The following is a 16,267-nucleotide window of genomic DNA, read 5'->3' on the forward strand; positions in this document are numbered from 1 at the left end:
ACGCCCTCAGCCCGGTCACCCTTTAAGCCGCCCAGCCGCTAAGCTGGTGGCAGTGCCTCTTTTCTTACTCCCCGACCTCGGCGACCTGCTCCGGCTCTCGCCGCAGTACAACGCCGCCACCCTGGTGGAAGTCGCCCGCCAACTCGGCGCGGCGCGGCTGCTGTGGCTCAGCGGCCCCGACCCCGACCACCCCGCCCGCGACAGCTTCGGCGCGGCCCGCTTATCCACCACCGATCTCGCGCCGGATTGGGCTTTTGCCGAGGCCGAGTATCAGCAGCTTCTCGAATTTATGCCTCAGTACCCGCAAGGCCGCCAGCGCCTCAAAGCCGCTGCCGCCGCCGAAAGCGAACTGGCCGATTTGCTGCAAACGCCGATGACCTTTGAGAAAGTCACGGCTCCGGAGACGCTGGAGCTGACCCGCCGTTACCACACCGCCCTTGCCGAGTCGCTCGGCGAAGGCCCCGGCACCCGCCATCACGCCCGCCGTTTGGACGAGCTGGCACAGAGCCTACAAGACCAGCGGGGGGTGGCGCTTGCGGCACTCGACGATCTGCCGGGCCTGCTGGAGCGCTTGCCTCAGGCGGCTTTGCCTGACCTGCCCAACTTCCAACCCGGCGAGGCTTCGCGCCTGCGGGCACTGGCGGATCGGGCCGGACAACTCCGCGAGGACGACGACCTGAACGCCCTGATCGCCGCACTGGGCCGCGAAACGGGCGACGCCATCACGCCGCTCTCAGAGCTGGATTACCACGCCGCCGGAATCTTTTTGGCCACCGGCGACCTAGAAAACGCCCGCAGCTTGCTGGAAAAGTCGGCGCACGGCCTGAGCGACTTGCCGCGCAGCTTGCCGGGGCTGGTGCTGGCGCGACTGGGCCAGGTCCGCGACGCTCAGCAGGATCGGGATTTGGCGCGGCGCAGTTATCAAGCGGTGCTGGCGCTGAACTTCGCCCCGGAAGTGGCACGGGAAACGGCGAAGGCCGGCATGGAGACGGCGTTTGTGATGGAGGCAGAACGCTGAACCGCTCAGCTCTGCTCAAAAAGGTAGCAACTGACCTCTTGGGGCGGCGGGGCATGAGCGTGCTGCGCGTCGCCGTAGATGGAGTAGACGGAGCAGGCAAAACCCATTTTGCAGACGAGTTGGCAGTCGTCTTAAGAGCCGCTGGCGCTGGCATCATTCGCGCCGGAGTGGACGGCTTTCACCGCCCACGCGCCGAGCGCTACCGCTTGGGCCGTCAGTCACCCGAAGGCTTTTACCGCGATTCCTACAATTACGCCGCGCTGCAAACCGCTTTACTCGAACCGCTCGGCCCAAACGGAAACGGTTGGTATCGCTGCGGCGTATTTGATGTTGCAACAGACACGCCGCTTGAGCTTCCAGCCCAACACGCTCAAGCAGGTGACATTCTCTTATTCGATGGCCTCTTTCTTCACCGTCCCGAACTGCGCGAATACTGGGACTTCTCTCTTTTTCTACGGGTGCCGTTTGAAGTTTCGGTTCCGCGAGGAGCGCAGCGCGGTGAAGGGTATGGAAGTGGAGACGTCAACGCGCCCAGCAACGCCCGATACATCGGCGGGCAGCAGCTTTACTTTCTGGAAGCTCAGCCAGAGCGGTGGGCCAGCTTGGTTATTGACAACGCGGTGCTCGACTCACCAGATTTGATCTCCCTTTAGCCTCTTACCCGCCCGATCAGCCCCGCCCTTACCACCTGCTTCTCACCGTAAAGCAGATGCGGCTTGCCCTCCAGCTTCACCCCGATCAAATCCGCCAAAGTGTTCAGCCTGATTTCTGCTTCGGCGCGTTGCAGCGGCCAGCGCCGGTGCCAGATCGGGCCTTTGTAAATCTTGTCTCCGGCAGCGCTGAACAAAAAATAGCGCTCGGTCAGCCACGCTTCCAGGCTGCCTTCCTGCGACTCAAAGGCGGGGCCGACGGGCCGGTAAGCGGCGGCAAATGCGCCGGCCGTGACGCCTTTATGGGTGCGGACGCTGGCGTATTCAGTCACTTCACCGCGCTGGGCGCTCCACATCTGCGCGTCGAAATACGGCAAATGAAAACCCAGCCGCGCCAGCCGCACGGCTACAGGTTGCGCGGCGTCTAAGCTGAAAAACCAAACGCCTGCCGTACCCTCAGCGTTGATCACGTAAGTTCGCAAATTGAGTTCGGTAAAGGTAGATAAGCCGCTGACGGTGGGCAGACCGCGCGGGGCCACGTCCGACATCAAGAACGGCACCACGCCGAGGTAAGCCTGTCCGTGATAGGTGTCTAAGGTGAGGCCCGGCGGCAAGTGCTTGTGCAGTTCGGCCGCGCTGACGGGCCAGTGCATAAAGCACAGCCGCTGCCAGATCATTCTCAGGGCGTAGGGCGGATGGGCAGGATCAGTCACCCGCTCAGCCTAGCGACTTTGGGAGTGCAGGAGGGCAACAAAAAACCCCCTCCGGTTAGGGAGAGGGCCAGCAAATAAAAAAGGGTTAGCGCTTGCTGAACTGCGGAGCGCGGCGGGCCTTCTTGAGGCCGTACTTCTTGCGCTCGACTTCGCGGGGGTCGCGCTTAAGTAAGCCCTTGGGCTTGAGCTGAGCGCGGAAGTCAGGATTGACTTTCAGCAGGGCGCGCGAAATGCCCAGCTTGATGGCGTCCGCCTGACCGCTGGGGCCGCCGCCCGCCACGGTGATGTAAGCGTCGTAGCGCCCCGCCGTGCCGGTTTCACGGAAAGCTTGCAGCGCGTGAACGGCGCGGAGCAGACCACGGAAGTAGTTTTGAAACTCCTTGCCGTTGACGACGATTTTGCCTTCACCGGGGCGTAAAAACACCCGCGCCACAGCAGTTTTGCGGCGGCCCGTTCCGTAGAATTGTTCGATAGCCATTAGTTGTTCTCCAGCTTGGTGGGTTGTTGGGCGGCGTGGGGGTGCTGCTCGCCCGCATAAACCTTGAGGCGGGGGTGCATCGAGCGGCCTTGGCGGCCTTTGGGCAACATGCCGAAGACGGCGTGCTCAATGACGCGCTCGGGGTGACGGGCCAGCGCGGTGCGGGCGGTTTCTTTCTTGAGGCCGCCCTGGTAGCCGCTGTAACGTGTGTAAACTTTTTGATCCAGCTTTTTGCCGGTCAGCGCCACTTTCTCGGCGTTGATGACCACCACGAAGTCGCCGTTGATAATGTTGGGGGTGAAGTCGGGGCGGTGCTTGCCACGGATGCGGCTGGCGATCAAGGTGGCGAGGCGGCCCAAGGGCACGTTGTTGGCGTCCACCACGACCCAGTTTTGTTCGGTTGAATTGTTGTCAGGCACGTAGGTTTTCACGTTGTAGCTCCAATGCGAAGTTGAGTTTTGCAGCGCGTTAGGTCAGTCTTTTGACGCTCGCGGGGGCAAGCGTGAAGCGACCTCGCCGGGGCTGCGCCCGACCCGCTTTGCACTCTACCAAGCGCAAAACACCGCTCATGAGTGTAGCAGACCTGAGCGGTGCGGGCAAGCCTGAAGTTGAACGTCACTGAGCAAACGGGCCTTAAGCCGCGCCGAGTTGCCCGAAGAAATTGAGTTGATGGTAAAGGTCGTCTAGGGCTTGGCTATACAGCCGCTGTGAAACCCGCTCATTGAGTGCCAGTGCCAGCGCCGCGTCGTGGAAAGTGGTGAAGCGCTGCTGGACATGCCAGCCTTCGCCTTCAGTGAGCAGGACTACATCCGAAGCGTCCAGCAAGAACCGGACGCGGCCTTGTGAAGTGCGGGTATCTGTATAGTGCTGCAACATAAACACAGCGTAGCCAATCGCTACCTGAGAAGGGGTGTACTTCCTGACGATTGACTTTAAGAAGTGGGGGCGCTGAATTGTGTAGACCCGAAGACAACAGCGGCCCGCACACGCCCAAGCCGCTTCAGTTGTTGAGCATCAAATTGCTAATCGAGCTGGGCGCAGGCGTCTCAGTCGGGAATTTGACCAGCACGTTGACGACTGTACCTGGTGGCGTCGCGGGGTCGAGGATGATGCTGTGAGCCGAGAGCAGCGGTGGTGACGGCTCAGTGTCAATCGCCCTCACCAGCACTTGACCCTGCGCCGGCACAAAGACGCACCAGCTGTCGGGCGCGGTGCTGAAGGCGCGAACCGGCAACAAGCTCTGAAGGCCCAAATCGCCAGGGGTGGGCCAGTATTCGATCAACAAAGTGGCCTGCTGGCGCTTCAAATCGGCAGCATCAATGTCAAGCTGAATCTCGATTCCGTCCGGTTTGTCTTTGTTCATCTTCATCCAGCCCGGCACCACGTTGCGCCCGCTGGAATTGCTCTTGTACATCTGTTTGTCAGGAATGTTGTTTTGCGTCATGGCTTTACCTTAGCTCAAGTGAGCGCCGATTGGCGCGGGCTGGGCAGTGGGGGGAGTAAGAAGTTTAGTTAGACGCCGCAGGCAACGCGCCCAGCAAGCTGCGGGTCACGAAATAGCCCACCGCGAACACCAACAGCGGCAGCAGATCAAAGACGACGGTCGATTCTTTTTCGGGGTGCAGCGCGTCTTGCTTTTGGAAACGAATCATGAGCAAAGCTTAACGCTTTTGACCGGTACTCGCCTTCCCCATCACTTCATCCAGACCGCAGTTCAGTGGCATTCCGGGGCCGTACAAGCTATCCGGCACTGCCCTGATTCACCGTCAGCAGCAGCAAGACGATCAAGGCCACGTCGAGCACCCAACTGGCTGGGCGGCGCAGGCGCGGATCGGTTCTGGCCCGCAGCACCTGCACCACCAAGCGGGCTGCCAGCAAAACGGCCAGCATCCACACCGGCACGCCGAAACCCAGCAGCGGCGCGAACAACAGCAGCGCCGCGCTGAGCAGCAGCAGCAAACTCAGCGCCGTCAGACGGTCTGGGGAGGGCGGCATGAGCGTTTAAGCTTTGGAAGTGGCTTTAGTTTTGCGCGGCGCTTTGCTGTCGGCTGAGGCCTTGCTTTTGGCTGGCGCTTTACTTTTCGGCTTTACAACTGTTTGTGGTGGAGCTGGCTGGGGTGTTTGCGCTGTGGTCTGGATCAGTTCTGCGCCAGCAGCGGGCGCAGACTCTTGGCTGCTCTGCTCAGTGAGCTGGGATTCACTGGTCTGGGATTCACTGAGCTGCGGCTCACTCGGCAGCGGCCTTAAAATCAGGGCGCTGTTGGGGGCCAAGTTGAGCAGCAAGCGGTGGGTCTGGCCATGATCGCCGCCCTCGAAGGCTTCCAAGCTGCTTTGCTGGGTGCCGAAACCGCCGTATCCACCGTCATCGGTGCTCAGCAGGACTTGGTACAGACCCGGCATCGGCACGCCCACCGGATAGCCCTCGCGGTAGACCGGCGTCATATTCAGCACCACCAACACCCAGTCGCTGCTGTCCGGGTCGCGGCGAATGTAACTGTAGGTGCTGGCCTCAGCGTCGTCGGCGTTGACCCACAGCATCCCTTCAGGCGAGTGATCGCCCACGTGCAGCGCTGGGAATTCACGGTAGAGCCGGTTGAGGTCGCGCACCAGCAACATGACGCCCCGGTGGTCGCGCAGATCGGTCAGGTGCCAGGGCAGCTCGATGTTTTCGTTCCATTCGGTGCTCTGAGCAAATTCTTGGCCCATGAACAGCAGCTTCTTGCCGGGAGTTGTCCACAGGTAGGTGTAAAAGACCCGCAGCCCCGCCATCTGGGCATATTGATCGCCGGGCATCTTGCGCAGCAGGCTGCGTTTGCCGTGAACCACTTCGTCATGCGAGAGCGCCAGTACAAACTTCTCGGAGGTGCGGTAAACGTTGAAAAAGGTCAGCTTGTGGTGGTCGTACTTGCGGTAGATCGGGTCTTCTTGGATGTACGAGAGGCTGTCGTTCATCCATCCCATGGCCCATTTATAGTGAAAACCGAGGCCGAACGGGGCCGGGGAAGTCACACCCGGAAAGTTGGTGCTCTCCTCAGCGATCATGATGGTGCCCGGCGCTTGGTGGGCCACCACGTCGTTGAGGCGCTTGAGAAAGGCGATGGCTTCCAAGTTCTCGTTGCCGCCGTAGATGTTGGGAATCCAATCGGTGCGCGAAAAATCCAGGTAGAGGATCGAGGCCACCGCGTCTACCCGCAGGCCGTCGATGTGGTATTCCTCCAGCCATTTGAGCGCCGAGCCGATCAGAAACATCACCACTTCGTTGCGTCCGTAATCGAAGATGTAGGTGTTCCAGTCGTGGTGAAAGCCCTTGCGCGGATCGGCATATTCGAAGAGCGGGCCGCCGTCAAAGCGGGCGAGGCCGTGTTCGTCGGTGGGAAAATGGCCCGGCACCCAGTCGAGCAGCACCGCGATGCCGCGTGAGTGCAGGTGGTCGACCAAGTATTTGAAATCGTCGGGCGTGCCGAAGCGGCTGGTCGGCGCGTAGTAACCGGTGACCTGATAGCCCCACGAGCCGTCAAAGGGATGCTCCATGACGCCCATCAGTTCGACGTGGGTGTAGCCGAGCCAGTCGACGTAATCGGCCAAACGGTGCGCGATGTCGCGGTAATTCATATACCAGTTGCCTAGCCCCCGCGCCCACGATCCCAGATGCACCTCGTAAATACTGATGGGTTTTTTCTCGCTCTGGTCACGCCCCGCCATCCACTCGGCGTCGTTCCAAGCGTGGCTGCTTTGCCAGATAATGCTGGCGGTGGAGGGACGCAGCTCGGCAAACTGCATGTAAGGATCGGCTTTTTGGACTGTGCGCCCGTCTTGGCCAGTGACGTTGTACTTGTAAGCTTGACCGAAGCGGGCCTGCGGCACGAACAAACCCCAGAAGCCGAAATCAAGCCGGTTCATCGGATGCTCCAAGCCGTTCCAAGCATTGAAATCGCCGACCACGCTGACATGCTGGGCGTTGGGTGCCCACACCGCGAAGCGCACCCCTTCCACGCCGCCTTCACTGGTGACATGTGCTCCCAGCAATTGATCGGGGCGCACCAAATCGGCGGTGGCCATTTTTTGCAGGAGGTCGTAACTCAAGGGCAGCAACTCATTCATCCCGACAGTTTACTGTTCCTGAGCGTCAGAAAAGGCGTGGGCTCGGCAGCGCTTAAAGACTAGATAAATTTAGACTGAGGCGGACTGTACGGGTGGCGTGGTCAAACAAGCAGCTCTTTCTTGACCACATCCCTCGATTGGTTACGCCGTCTCGATGACATTGCGCCGAAAACGGCTCAGCAGGGCCAGGCCGAGTTCGCCGCTTTTTTCAGGGTGAAACTGGGTGGCGTGGATGTTGCCCTGGCTGATGACCGACCAGAACGGTACGCCGTACTCGGTGATAGCACCCGCCGTGACCCGCGCCGAAAGCGGCACGTAGTAGCTGTGAACGAAATAGGCGTAGCCTGAGTTGTCCAAACCGCGCAGCAGCGGCGAGTCTCCGACTGCCTCCAGCGTGTTCCAGCCCATTTGCGGCACCTTGAGGCCTGGCTGATTCTCGAAGCGTTTGACGGTACCCTCGATCAAGCCCAGGCCCGCCACGCCGGGGGCTTCTTCCGAGCCGGAAAACAGCATTTGCATCCCCACGCAGATGCCCAAAAGCGGCGTGCCGGCCCGAACAGTGCGCAGCAGCGGTTCCCGGAAGCCGCTGGCGTCGAACGCCTCCATGACTTGCCGGAAGTGACCTTGACCCGGCACGACGATGCCCGCCGCGCCCTCGAGTTCGGCAGGCTGATTGGTGACGCGAACACTTAAGCCAGCCCGCAGCAGGGCTTTTTCGGCGCTGCGGAGATTGCCTGCGCCGTAATCGAGCAGCAACACTTCTTTTGACCCTTCAGCCGTCACAAACTCCCTTTGGTGCTCGGCAACTCGCCACTGGTGACTTGCACGGCGTCTCTGAGCGCCCGCGCAAATGCTTTCATAATGGCCTCGATGACGTGGTGGGCTTCTCTTCCGGCCAGCAAGCGCACATGTAAGGTCACGCCACCGTGATTGCAAAAACCGCGCAGAAATTCACGCAAATGGTAATGGGTAAAGTCGCCCGCCGTACCCCACACCTCCAGCTTTTCCGGCTCGAAGGCGAGGTGGGCGCGGCCCGACAAATCCACGACGACGTGAACCAGCGTTTCGTCCATCGGCACGAAGGCGCTGCCGTAACGCTCGATGCCTTTACGGTCGCCCAGCGCCTGGCTCAGCGCTTGCCCCAGCGTGATGCCGGTGTCTTCGACGAGGTGGTGCGGCTCGATGTGAAGGTCGCCCGTCGCCTGAACGCTGAGGCCCAGTCGTCCGTGGCGCGAGAGCTGCTCAAGCATGTGATCGAAAAAGCCGTGCCCGCTGCTCAGCTCCGCGCCGGGCGTGTCGAGATCGAGCCTGACGGTAATGGCGGTTTCTAAAGTGCGGCGCTTTACGGTGGCGTGGCGGGAGGTGGGGCGGGAAGCTGACATGAACAGAGTCTAGCGGGCAAAAGCGGGAAGCAGGGCAGGGGGAGCGTCGCCGCTTTTGCTCTGCTTCCGCTCGCCTAGACTGAGCCATGACCCGTTTGACTGGCAAGGCCCCCAACCGCCGCCGATGGTGGTGGCTGCTGCTGGTGGCAGCGCTCGGTACCGCCTGCACCACTGTCTTTACCACCCAACTGACCACTCCGGTTGCCGAGGCGCTGACCAAAGGCCAAGCTCTCCTCGGCAAAAAAACCGTGCTGGCCATTGTCGCCCATCCCGACGATCTGGAGTGGTACATCGGCGGCACCCTGCGGCGACTTTCGGACAACGGCGCGAACGTGCAGGTCGTGGTGTCCAGCGACGGCGAAAAGGGGCCGAATAAAATCGACGCTCCTGATCTCGCCGCCGCCCGCCGCGCCGAGCAGGCCGCCGCCGGAGCTATCAACGGCTATACCCATATTTATTCGCTGGCCCTGCCAGACAGAGGCGTGGCCGCCGACCCGCGCTTTTTGCCGGAAGTGGAGCGCATTTACAACGAAGTCAAGCCCGACGCCGTGTTCGTGTTTGATCCGAGTTCTCCGGCTCTCCCCTATTTGCATGTGGATCATCAGGGGTCGGCCCGCGAATTCTTGAAGTTCTGGAACACGCTGGGCGCGAATAAGCCGCCGGTCTATTTGTTTCAGACCCGTAGGCCCGACGTGGCGGTGGACATCAGCGGCGTGATCGACACCAAAGTGAGAGCGCTGGCCCAGCATGTCAGCCAAAACGGTGGCAGTGGCAGCGGCATGAAAGGCTTTTTCGCCGGATCGGGCAAGCAAGTGGGGGTGGGATACGCCGAGCTGTTCAGGGAGCTGGACAGCAAAGAGTAGGACAGCCTCCGAATCCTTTTTTCCAAGCCAAGAAAAGCCCCCCAACCCAAAAGCCGGGGGGTAATTTTGACTGGACAGCCTTAATCCAGAATGCGCTTGAGGTGCAAGTAGATCTCGTACCAATCGCCCTTGTCGCGGGGGCGCTTGCCGCGCAGCTCGATGCGGGCCAAGGTGCGAACCCAGTCCGGCGTGATCTGAGCGCCCAGCGTGGGGTCGGCCACCAAATCCGCTAAGCCTTTGGGCATGGCTCCTTCGGTGTTTTGGCCGTAGAACTCAACGCCCTCGAGCAAGTCGTGAACGGTGATGTCGTAAGCGCCGGCCAGCGTCTGAAGGGTATCCAAGCTGGGGTTGGTGCGCCCACGCTCTAGGTCGGACAAGTACGGCACGCTGATGCTGGCCGTCTCTGCCACGTCTTTGAGGCGTAGCCCGCGCTCGCTCCTGAGCTCGCGGAGTCGTTCGTGTAATTTCATGCTTCACCTCCCGGTGTGGTGAGAGCCAGCCGCAGCACGCAGCCCCGAAGGCTCACAGATGAGCTGACTCAGGATGCTTGGCCGCCACGTTGAACGTTTGAGCCTTCTGATATTTACAGAATTTCGCACCCTCAAGTGCGAGTGTAGCACCGCGTTCCAGTCTGGTCAAGACAGAATGAAGTGGGTCAAGTTCTTGAACAAGCCAGGAAACTACGCTAAAATCGTAATCAAGAATTTGATTTACACTTCTTCTCATCTCCATCATTTTAGATATTGCTATTCCGGAGGACTGTCCATGCGTGCCCTTGAAGACATTGCCCAAACGCTCAGACTCGGCCAACTGCACCCCACTGCTGTCCTCAACACCTTGATCACCGCTGAAAACGAAGGCGGACTGAGCGCCGTGCGGCACATCGAGCGCCAACTTACCCGCAGCGCCGACGCCCTGAGTGAGAGGCGGCACCCCCACAGCCAACTGGCCCAGATTTGGCTGAATTCCACCCGCGCTTATCTGGTGGCCCAAACCGAGCAAAAGCAAGCGGTCTGAGGCGATCAGGCGTCTATGCCTGCACCTGCCTGTGTCAGACTCGAACGATGACCCTCCGCGCCCAAACACTGTTGATAGTTGCCGTGCTTGCCCTGCTCTCTTCAGCCAGCGCTCAGAAGCAAACGGGGAACCCAATGGCCAAAATTAAGAGCTTGACGCTCAAAGTCGGCGCAGCGGGCCAAGACCTCAAGGTGAGCGCGGGCGATACCCTGCGCTTTGAGCTGAGCAGCAGCGCCGGCACCGGCTACGCCTGGCACGTCCTCGACGTCGACCCGGTCTTTCTGGCTCTGGTGGACAGAACGGTTGCTGCCGCGCCCACTGCCAACACGGCTGGAGCAAGCGCAGCGAGGCCGGTGGTCGGCAGTTCCGGCCCGGTGACCACCTATGTCTATTACGTCAAAAAGTCACTCGACCTCGGCGGCTACTCAGTCACTACGCCGGTTGTCTTTGTCAACCTGCCGCCCGGACGCCAGACCACCCAAACGGCGAAGCTGATTCAGTTCAACTTGGCAGCCAAGTAAACCCAGCAGCACGCCGCTGCACTCAAAGACCGTAAATTTCTGCGTACTTTTCAAACAAATACTTCACGTAAGCGTCGGCGCTCAGCGGCTGGCCCGTGGCCCCCTCCACAATTTGCGCGGGGGTGTGGCGGCGGCCATACTGGTGCACGTTAACACGCAGCCATTCCCGCAGCGGCGCGTAATCGGCGTTCTGGAGTCCGGCGGCAATTTCAGGATTCTGGCTAGCGGCTTCTAGGAGTTGCACGCTCAGCAAGTTGCCGAGGCTGTACGTCGGGAAATACCCGATCAGACCCGCCGACCAGTGAATATCTTGCAGCACGCCTTCGCTGTCGCTGTCAGGCACCACGCCCAGATACTCCTGCATCTTGGCATTCCAAGCATCGGGCAGGTCAGCCACGCTTAGCTCACCCTCGATCAGGGCCAGTTCCAACTCAAAGCGCAGCATGATGTGAAAGTTGTAGGTCACTTCGTCGGCTTCCACCCGAATCAGGCTCGGCTCCACGCGGTTGACGGCGCGGTAAATGGACTCGGCGCTCTGGCCGGCGGCGACTTCCGGTGCGGCCTGCGCCAACTCGGCAAAATAATGTTGCCAAAAGGCTTTGGAGCGGCCCAGCAGATTCTCAAAAAGGCGTGACTGACTTTCGTGAACGCCCAAGCTGGCTCCGCGTGCCAGCGGAGTGCGCTCCAGTTCTGAGCTGACGCCGTGCTCGTACATGGCGTGGCCGGTTTCGTGCCAGGTTCCGAACAAGCTCATCGGAAAGTAGTGTTCGTCAAAGCGGGTGGTAATGCGGATATCGTCGGCGCTGAAGTTGGTCTGAAAGGGGTGGGCACTTTCATCCAGCCGCGAAAAACTGGGCAGCAGACCGAACGCTTCTTCGGCGACTTTGAGCGAGAGCTGACGCTGGGCCGCCGCCGGAAATGAACGCGTCAGCACGCCGTAATCGGTGGCGTCGCCCGCCGCGACGATGGAGCGCAGCAGCGGCAAGGTGCGCTCACGCAAATCGGCAAAAATCTGCCGGACGTGGGCCGTCTTCATGCCGGGTTCGTAGTCGTCGAGGAGCGCGTCGTAAGGGTGCTGGTCATAACCGATCAGCTCGGCGTACTGTCTGGTCAGGCTCAGCACCCGCTCCAAGTACGGCGCGAAAGAAGCGAAGTCATTGTCAGCCCGCGCCTTGATCCAAGCGTGGTGGGCCTCATTTCGGGCCTGCGAAACGTCTTCCACAAAGGCGGTGGGCAGCTTGGTGGCTTTGTCAAAGTCACGCCGAGTCACCCTCAACAAATCCACGTCCACTTCGCTGAGTTGGCCCGTGTCTACCGCTTCGGCAGCTTCCAGCAGCGCCCGCGTTTCGTCGGAGGTCAACAGGTGGTGGCTGAGTCCGGCCAAACTGGACATCTGGAGACCGCGCACCCGCGCCGCATCCTCCGGCATCTGGGTTTCCTGATCCCACGACAGCAGGCCCTGCGCCGCGCCCAGATCGCTGATGAGATTGAGGCGGCGCTTGAGAGCGTCCAAGGGGCCGGCGGGAGCAACCTGTTGGGGAGCAGTGACAGTCATGAAGCTAGGCTAACACCGCTGGGCAGTCGGGAGTGCAGGTTCAAACCTCACTGACTCTTGGCACCTTTGCTCCCTCACTGCCACCGTTCGCGCTCTTCCGCCGCCTCGCCCAGCAGCAGGGGCCGCACTTCGCCCAGCAAGTACAAGCTGCCGCACACCACGCTCAGGCCCGGCGGCAACGACGCCAGCGCCTCAGCAGGCGTGGATGCGGAGCGAATGGGAATCCCAAACGGTTCAAAGAATTTGGCCAACTCCTGCGGCTCGGCGGCTCGGGGACTCAGCCGCGAGCGCGTGAGGATCACCTGACTGGCAATAGGCGCAAGTTCGGCCACCACGCCAGCAATGTCTTTGTCGCCCGCCGCACCGAAGATCAGCGGCACTTTCTCTACGCCCAGACTCCGCAGCGCCGCCGCCAATGCCCGCGCTCCGTCAGGATTATGGGCACCGTCGAGCACCACTTGGCGCTCCAAACCGTCCGGCCCGCCAAGCCAAGTCAGTTTTTCTAACCTGCCCGGCCAGCGAATTTGCGTGACGCCGTTTTGAATGGCCTGCGAATCGGTACCCAAGCGCTGGGCCGCCAGCACCGCTAGTGCCGCGTTCATGGCCCCATGTTGCCCGAGCAGTGGCGTGAGTACCGTGAGGCTCCCGGCAGGACTGATAAGAGTCACCCGTGAGCCTTGCCAGCCCTGCAGTTGCACTTCTACCTTCGCCTCCCGGCCCAGCGCCCACACGTCCGCGCCCGTCGCGTCCAGCAGCGGCCAGAAAGCGGGCGCGATGCCAGTCACTGCCAGTCGGCCAGACCGCAGAATTCCGGCTTTCTCGCTGGTAATGGCGCTGAGGGTATCGCCCAGAATCTCGGTATGGTCTAGCGCCACGCCCGTAATGACACTCAAGGCCGGCTCAAGCGCGTTGGTGGCGTCCAGCCTCCCACCCAGCCCGACTTCCATCACGGCCCACTGCGCTCCGGCCTCCGCAAACAGCCAGCACCCCAGCGCCACCACAATTTCAAAAAAAGTCGCTCCAAGCGCTTCGGCGTGGGGGCGCACCCGGCCCAGTCCGGCTTCAAACACATCAGCGGATAACTCCTGACCACCCACCATGAAGCGCTCAGCAAAGCGGGTCAGATGAGGGCTGGTAAACAGGGCAGTGCGCTGGCCCGATGACTGGAGAATGCTGGCCAGCGTCGCCGCCGTGCTGCCCTTGCCGTTGGTTCCGCCCACCAAGACAGTTTGAAAGGTAGTTTGCGGATCGCCCAGTACATTCAGCAGCTCACGCACCCGGCCCAAACCCGGATGTACCCCGAAGCGCTGACGGGCGTAGAGCCAATCGAGATGGTTACTCAAAGTGGTTACTGAGCGAAATACGCTTCTAAAGCGGGGACAATCTGCTTTTTGCGGCTGATCAACTTGCCCAAATCGGCCAGATGCTGCTCAGTCGGTACGCCAAAGGCCGCCTGCACCACCTCCGCCTCAGTATCCGACACGATCAAGGTGCGGTTGGTTTCGTTCAAAATGTCCACCACACCCAGCAAAATGCCACTCAACTTGCTGGCGGCCTTCTCGGCTTGCATGGCGCTGAGCAGTTCGGCTTGTCGCCCGAAAACGTAAGCTGGATTGGTCGTTTCAACCATGCCGATGCCCCACGTTTCTGACCCGAGCGGAAAGACCTTGTAATCCATTTTGAGCAGTTTGTCGGCGGGCATGTCACCGAGGTCGCTCTTGGCGGCGAACATCTGCATGGCGTAGCCTTCCACGTCGCTGATCCCCGCGATGGGCGCGAGAAAAGCGGCAGCGTCCCTGTCGGTATCGGTGGTGGTGGGACTGCGAAACTGCAAGGTGTCCGAGAGAATGGCGCTCAGCAGCAAGCGGGCGTCGGTAGGCTCGACGCTCAAGCCCGCTTCGCGGTGCAACTTGAGCAGCAGCGTGCCAGTGCAGCCCAGCGGCTCAAAGCGCAGGAAAGCAGGCTGGGCGGTGCTCAGGTCGCCGAGCTTGTGGTGATCTACCACATAGCGCACGTCAAGCTCGGCCAAGTTGGGCGCACTCTGGGCCGACTCGTTGTGATCCACCAGCGCCACCGAACTGCCCACAGGCAAAGCCGCAAGCAAGTCGGGCGCGTTCACACCCGCTTCACGCAGCACATAAGCCGTCTCGTGGTTGAGTTCACCGAGGCGGTAAGGGGTCGCCGGCGTGCCCGTGCGGGTCAGGAAGTGAGCATAAACCAGCGCCGCCGTGATGGCGTCGGTATCGGGATTGAGATGGCCAAAAACAGAAATCATGTTGAGCAGTCTAGAGCATTGCCGCCTAAGGTGCCCAACAAAAAAATACCCCCCGCACATGGCAGGGGGCATTTCGGGGGTGAAGAAGGGGCTTAGAAGTTGACCTTGTAGGTGATCTTGAAGGTCGAACCCTGAGCCACTTGGCCGCTGGGCAGAGCCATCTGGGTGCCGTTGGCATCTTTGGCGCTCAAGTTGTAGAGGCCGTACGCGAACGACAGATCGTAGTAGTTGCCTTCCACGTAAACGCCGTTCTGGTTGACCGAGTAAGCGCCAGCAGTATCGCCGTAGAAACCGGCGGTGTTGTCGGTGCTGTCGGTCCAGGGGGTGTAGGAGCGGTTCTTGGTGTTCAGGCCAGCGTAGTAGACGGCCAGTTTGCCGGTGGGCAACAGGAAGTCGTTGAGCTTGATGCCCGCACGGTAGCTCAGTGCCGAAACGCCGTAGTTCTTGGTCGCGTCGGAGCTGCCAGTGTAGTTGCGGCTGAGGTAGCCGACCTGACCTTCGACACTGGGCTTGAAGATGGTGTCGATGGTGTCGGTGCTGACTTTGGCTCCAGCAGCGACAGTCGAGAGATCAGCCTTAGCTGCGCTGTCGTAGATGAAGTTGTTGTAGAGGCCTTTGAGGTTCACATTGAGGAAGCCCAACTTGGCGTTGTACAGACCGTCAGCGTAGAGCAAGCTGTCGTTGTAAGAGGAGGAGCCGCTGCTGAGGCGCTTGGCGTAGCCAAAACGCAGCGACAGGTTCTTGACCAATGCGCCGGGCAAAGCGCCGTCGTGCATAACTTCTGCGCCGTACTCGCTGTAGCAGACCTTGTCGGAGAACGCGCCCAAGCTGAAGGTCAGTGCGCCGCCCACTGCGTCGGTATCCTTCAGGCCGGTGCCGGGGTGCTGCGATCCACAGCCGCTCTGGTTGGTGAGGGCGGTGTCGTTGAGGGTGTAGTAGCTGTTGTAGCGGCTGTTGGCAAACAAGCTACCGGACGCCACAGTGTCTGTCGCGGCGCGGGTGCCGCCGATGCTCACGTCTTGGTAGTAGCCGCCGACCGAGAAGCCGAAGCCGGGGGTCAGGTCAGCACGCGCGATGTAACGGGTTGCCGCTTCGTTGGCGGGGGTTCCCACTACGTCGGTCTTGGCGCTGTTGCTGATGTCTGCCGAGTTGGTGCCGGTGTAGAGGCTGTAGTAACCGCCGCGCACCGTGACCAGGTTCAGCAAGTTGACTTTAGCAGCCACGCCGTAGTCCACGATGCCGTTGTTGTCGGTCGAACCGAGCTTGCCGCCCTGAACAGTCTGAACGTTGTAGTAACCGCCCACCGCCACGGGGCCGAGGGTGCCGCCCACTTGAGCCGCCGCACCGACTTGGCCAGGAGTCGCGTACTGGGTTGCGCCGTTGTTATCGGTCGTGGCGCGGTCACCACGGTTATAGGGAGCCGTGCTGCCGTTGTCGCCGTCTTTGGGGTTGGCTTCGGAGATCGAAGCAGTTTTGTCGTAGTTGGCATCAACGCTGCGGTAGTTCAGGTCATAGATGCGAATGGGACCGACACTGCCGCTGGTCTTGGCATAGAAGACGTTGCTTCCGCTAGTGACTGCCGCGTTGCTGCCGTTTTGACCACTCAACACGCTGCGGGCGTATTCGCTGTCAATCTGGAAGCCCGCCAGTGCGCCGTGCGCGTCTGCGCCGTAGGCCTTAGCATCCGACACCAC

20 protein-coding genes (1 of these 20 cut by a window edge) are annotated in these 16,267 nt (G+C 61.0%); 5 read left to right on the top strand and 15 right to left on the bottom strand.

What is annotated here, in order from left to right; genetic code table 11:
* The first annotated feature begins 52 nt into the window (after positions 1-52).
* On the top strand, positions 53-1,018 hold the full coding sequence (locus tag EHF33_RS06930) for a hypothetical protein (protein ID WP_124869254.1): 966 nt from the start codon (positions 53-55) through the stop codon (positions 1,016-1,018).
* A 53-nt stretch (positions 1,019-1,071) separates the two neighbouring features.
* Positions 1,072-1,671, top strand: coding sequence for a nucleoside/nucleotide kinase family protein (locus EHF33_RS06935; protein WP_241191079.1), 600 nt, complete (start codon positions 1,072-1,074; stop codon positions 1,669-1,671).
* Here EHF33_RS06935 and EHF33_RS06940 read toward each other — a convergent pair.
* The 10 genes from EHF33_RS06940 to hisB all read right to left on the bottom strand — a co-directional run bounded on the left by EHF33_RS06940 (position 1,668) and on the right by hisB (position 8,342).
* Positions 1,668-2,381 carry a YqjF family protein gene (locus tag EHF33_RS06940; RefSeq protein WP_241191080.1) on the bottom strand — a complete coding sequence of 238 codons (714 nt, stop codon included), beginning with the start codon at positions 2,379-2,381 and terminating at the stop codon, positions 1,668-1,670. The genes EHF33_RS06935 and EHF33_RS06940 overlap by 4 nt on opposite strands.
* A gap of 85 nt (positions 2,382-2,466) precedes the next feature.
* Positions 2,467-2,859: a 30S ribosomal protein S9 gene (rpsI, locus tag EHF33_RS06945; RefSeq protein ID WP_124869257.1), complete on the bottom strand. Its 393-nt coding sequence runs from the start codon at positions 2,857-2,859 to the stop codon at positions 2,467-2,469.
* Positions 2,859-3,290, bottom strand: a complete 432-nt coding sequence (rplM, locus tag EHF33_RS06950; protein ID WP_124869260.1) for a 50S ribosomal protein L13 — start codon at positions 3,288-3,290, stop codon at positions 2,859-2,861. The genes rpsI and rplM overlap by 1 nt, the downstream gene beginning before the upstream one ends.
* 202 nt (positions 3,291-3,492) lie before the next feature.
* On the bottom strand, positions 3,493-3,735 hold the full coding sequence (locus tag EHF33_RS06955) for a hypothetical protein (protein WP_124869262.1): 243 nt from the start codon (positions 3,733-3,735) through the stop codon (positions 3,493-3,495).
* Positions 3,736-3,859: 124 nt separating this feature from the next.
* Entirely contained in the window at positions 3,860-4,303 is a 444-nt protein-coding gene (locus EHF33_RS06960) for a uracil-DNA glycosylase (protein ID WP_124869264.1), read from the bottom strand.
* 64 nt (positions 4,304-4,367) lie between these two features.
* Complete coding sequence (locus EHF33_RS21075; protein ID WP_164473433.1) at positions 4,368-4,511, bottom strand: hypothetical protein; 144 nt, start codon at positions 4,509-4,511, stop codon at positions 4,368-4,370.
* A gap of 88 nt (positions 4,512-4,599) precedes the next feature.
* A complete protein-coding gene (locus EHF33_RS06965; RefSeq protein WP_124869266.1) occupies positions 4,600-4,854 on the bottom strand; it encodes a hypothetical protein in 255 nt (84 codons plus the stop codon).
* A 6-nt stretch (positions 4,855-4,860) separates the two neighbouring features.
* The gene (glgB, locus tag EHF33_RS06970; protein WP_124869269.1) at positions 4,861-6,960 is read right to left on the bottom strand and encodes a 1,4-alpha-glucan branching protein GlgB; all 2,100 of its coding nucleotides are present in this window, start codon (positions 6,958-6,960) and stop codon (positions 4,861-4,863) included.
* Between the two features lie 141 nt (positions 6,961-7,101).
* Positions 7,102-7,743 (bottom strand): imidazole glycerol phosphate synthase subunit HisH, encoded by a 642-nt coding sequence (hisH, locus tag EHF33_RS06975; protein ID WP_124869272.1) that lies wholly within the window; start codon positions 7,741-7,743, stop codon positions 7,102-7,104.
* Positions 7,740-8,342, bottom strand: coding sequence for an imidazoleglycerol-phosphate dehydratase HisB (gene hisB, locus EHF33_RS06980; RefSeq protein ID WP_124869275.1), 603 nt, complete (start codon positions 8,340-8,342; stop codon positions 7,740-7,742). The genes hisH and hisB overlap by 4 nt, the downstream gene beginning before the upstream one ends.
* Before the next feature lie 86 nt (positions 8,343-8,428).
* On the opposite strand from hisB, the gene EHF33_RS06985 reads away from it, so the two are divergent.
* On the top strand, positions 8,429-9,205 hold the full coding sequence (locus tag EHF33_RS06985) for a PIG-L deacetylase family protein (RefSeq protein WP_124869278.1): 777 nt from the start codon (positions 8,429-8,431) through the stop codon (positions 9,203-9,205).
* Between the two features lie 80 nt (positions 9,206-9,285).
* Here EHF33_RS06985 and EHF33_RS06990 read toward each other — a convergent pair whose 3' ends face one another.
* Positions 9,286-9,675: a helix-turn-helix domain-containing protein gene (locus EHF33_RS06990; RefSeq protein WP_124869281.1), complete on the bottom strand. Its 390-nt coding sequence runs from the start codon at positions 9,673-9,675 to the stop codon at positions 9,286-9,288.
* A 295-nt stretch (positions 9,676-9,970) separates the two neighbouring features.
* On the opposite strand from EHF33_RS06990, the gene EHF33_RS06995 reads away from it, so the two are divergent.
* Positions 9,971-10,222: a hypothetical protein gene (locus tag EHF33_RS06995; RefSeq protein WP_124869283.1), complete on the top strand. Its 252-nt coding sequence runs from the start codon at positions 9,971-9,973 to the stop codon at positions 10,220-10,222.
* A gap of 134 nt (positions 10,223-10,356) precedes the next feature.
* Positions 10,357-10,743 (top strand): protease inhibitor I42 family protein, encoded by a 387-nt coding sequence (locus EHF33_RS07000; protein ID WP_124869285.1) that lies wholly within the window; start codon positions 10,357-10,359, stop codon positions 10,741-10,743.
* A 22-nt stretch (positions 10,744-10,765) separates the two neighbouring features.
* On the opposite strand, the gene EHF33_RS07005 is transcribed toward EHF33_RS07000, so the two are convergent.
* The 4 genes from EHF33_RS07005 to EHF33_RS07020 all read right to left on the bottom strand — a co-directional run.
* Complete coding sequence (locus EHF33_RS07005; protein WP_124869288.1) at positions 10,766-12,298, bottom strand: carboxypeptidase M32; 1,533 nt, start codon at positions 12,296-12,298, stop codon at positions 10,766-10,768.
* A gap of 74 nt (positions 12,299-12,372) precedes the next feature.
* The gene (locus EHF33_RS07010) at positions 12,373-13,641 is read right to left on the bottom strand and encodes a bifunctional folylpolyglutamate synthase/dihydrofolate synthase (RefSeq protein ID WP_124869292.1); all 1,269 of its coding nucleotides are present in this window, start codon (positions 13,639-13,641) and stop codon (positions 12,373-12,375) included.
* A gap of 5 nt (positions 13,642-13,646) precedes the next feature.
* Complete coding sequence (locus tag EHF33_RS07015; protein ID WP_124869295.1) at positions 13,647-14,573, bottom strand: manganese-dependent inorganic pyrophosphatase; 927 nt, start codon at positions 14,571-14,573, stop codon at positions 13,647-13,649.
* 92 nt (positions 14,574-14,665) lie between these two features.
* A protein-coding gene (locus tag EHF33_RS07020) for an S-layer homology domain-containing protein (RefSeq protein WP_124869298.1) crosses the window boundary here: on the bottom strand, positions 14,666-16,267 show its final stretch. It continues 1,929 nt past the right edge of the window; only the last 1,602 of its 3,531 coding nucleotides appear in the window; its start codon lies beyond the right edge, outside the window — the gene reads right to left on this strand; its stop codon occupies positions 14,666-14,668.

It is taken from the genome of Deinococcus psychrotolerans (assembly GCF_003860465.1).
Taxonomy (GTDB): Bacteria; Deinococcota; Deinococci; order Deinococcales; family Deinococcaceae; genus Deinococcus; species Deinococcus psychrotolerans.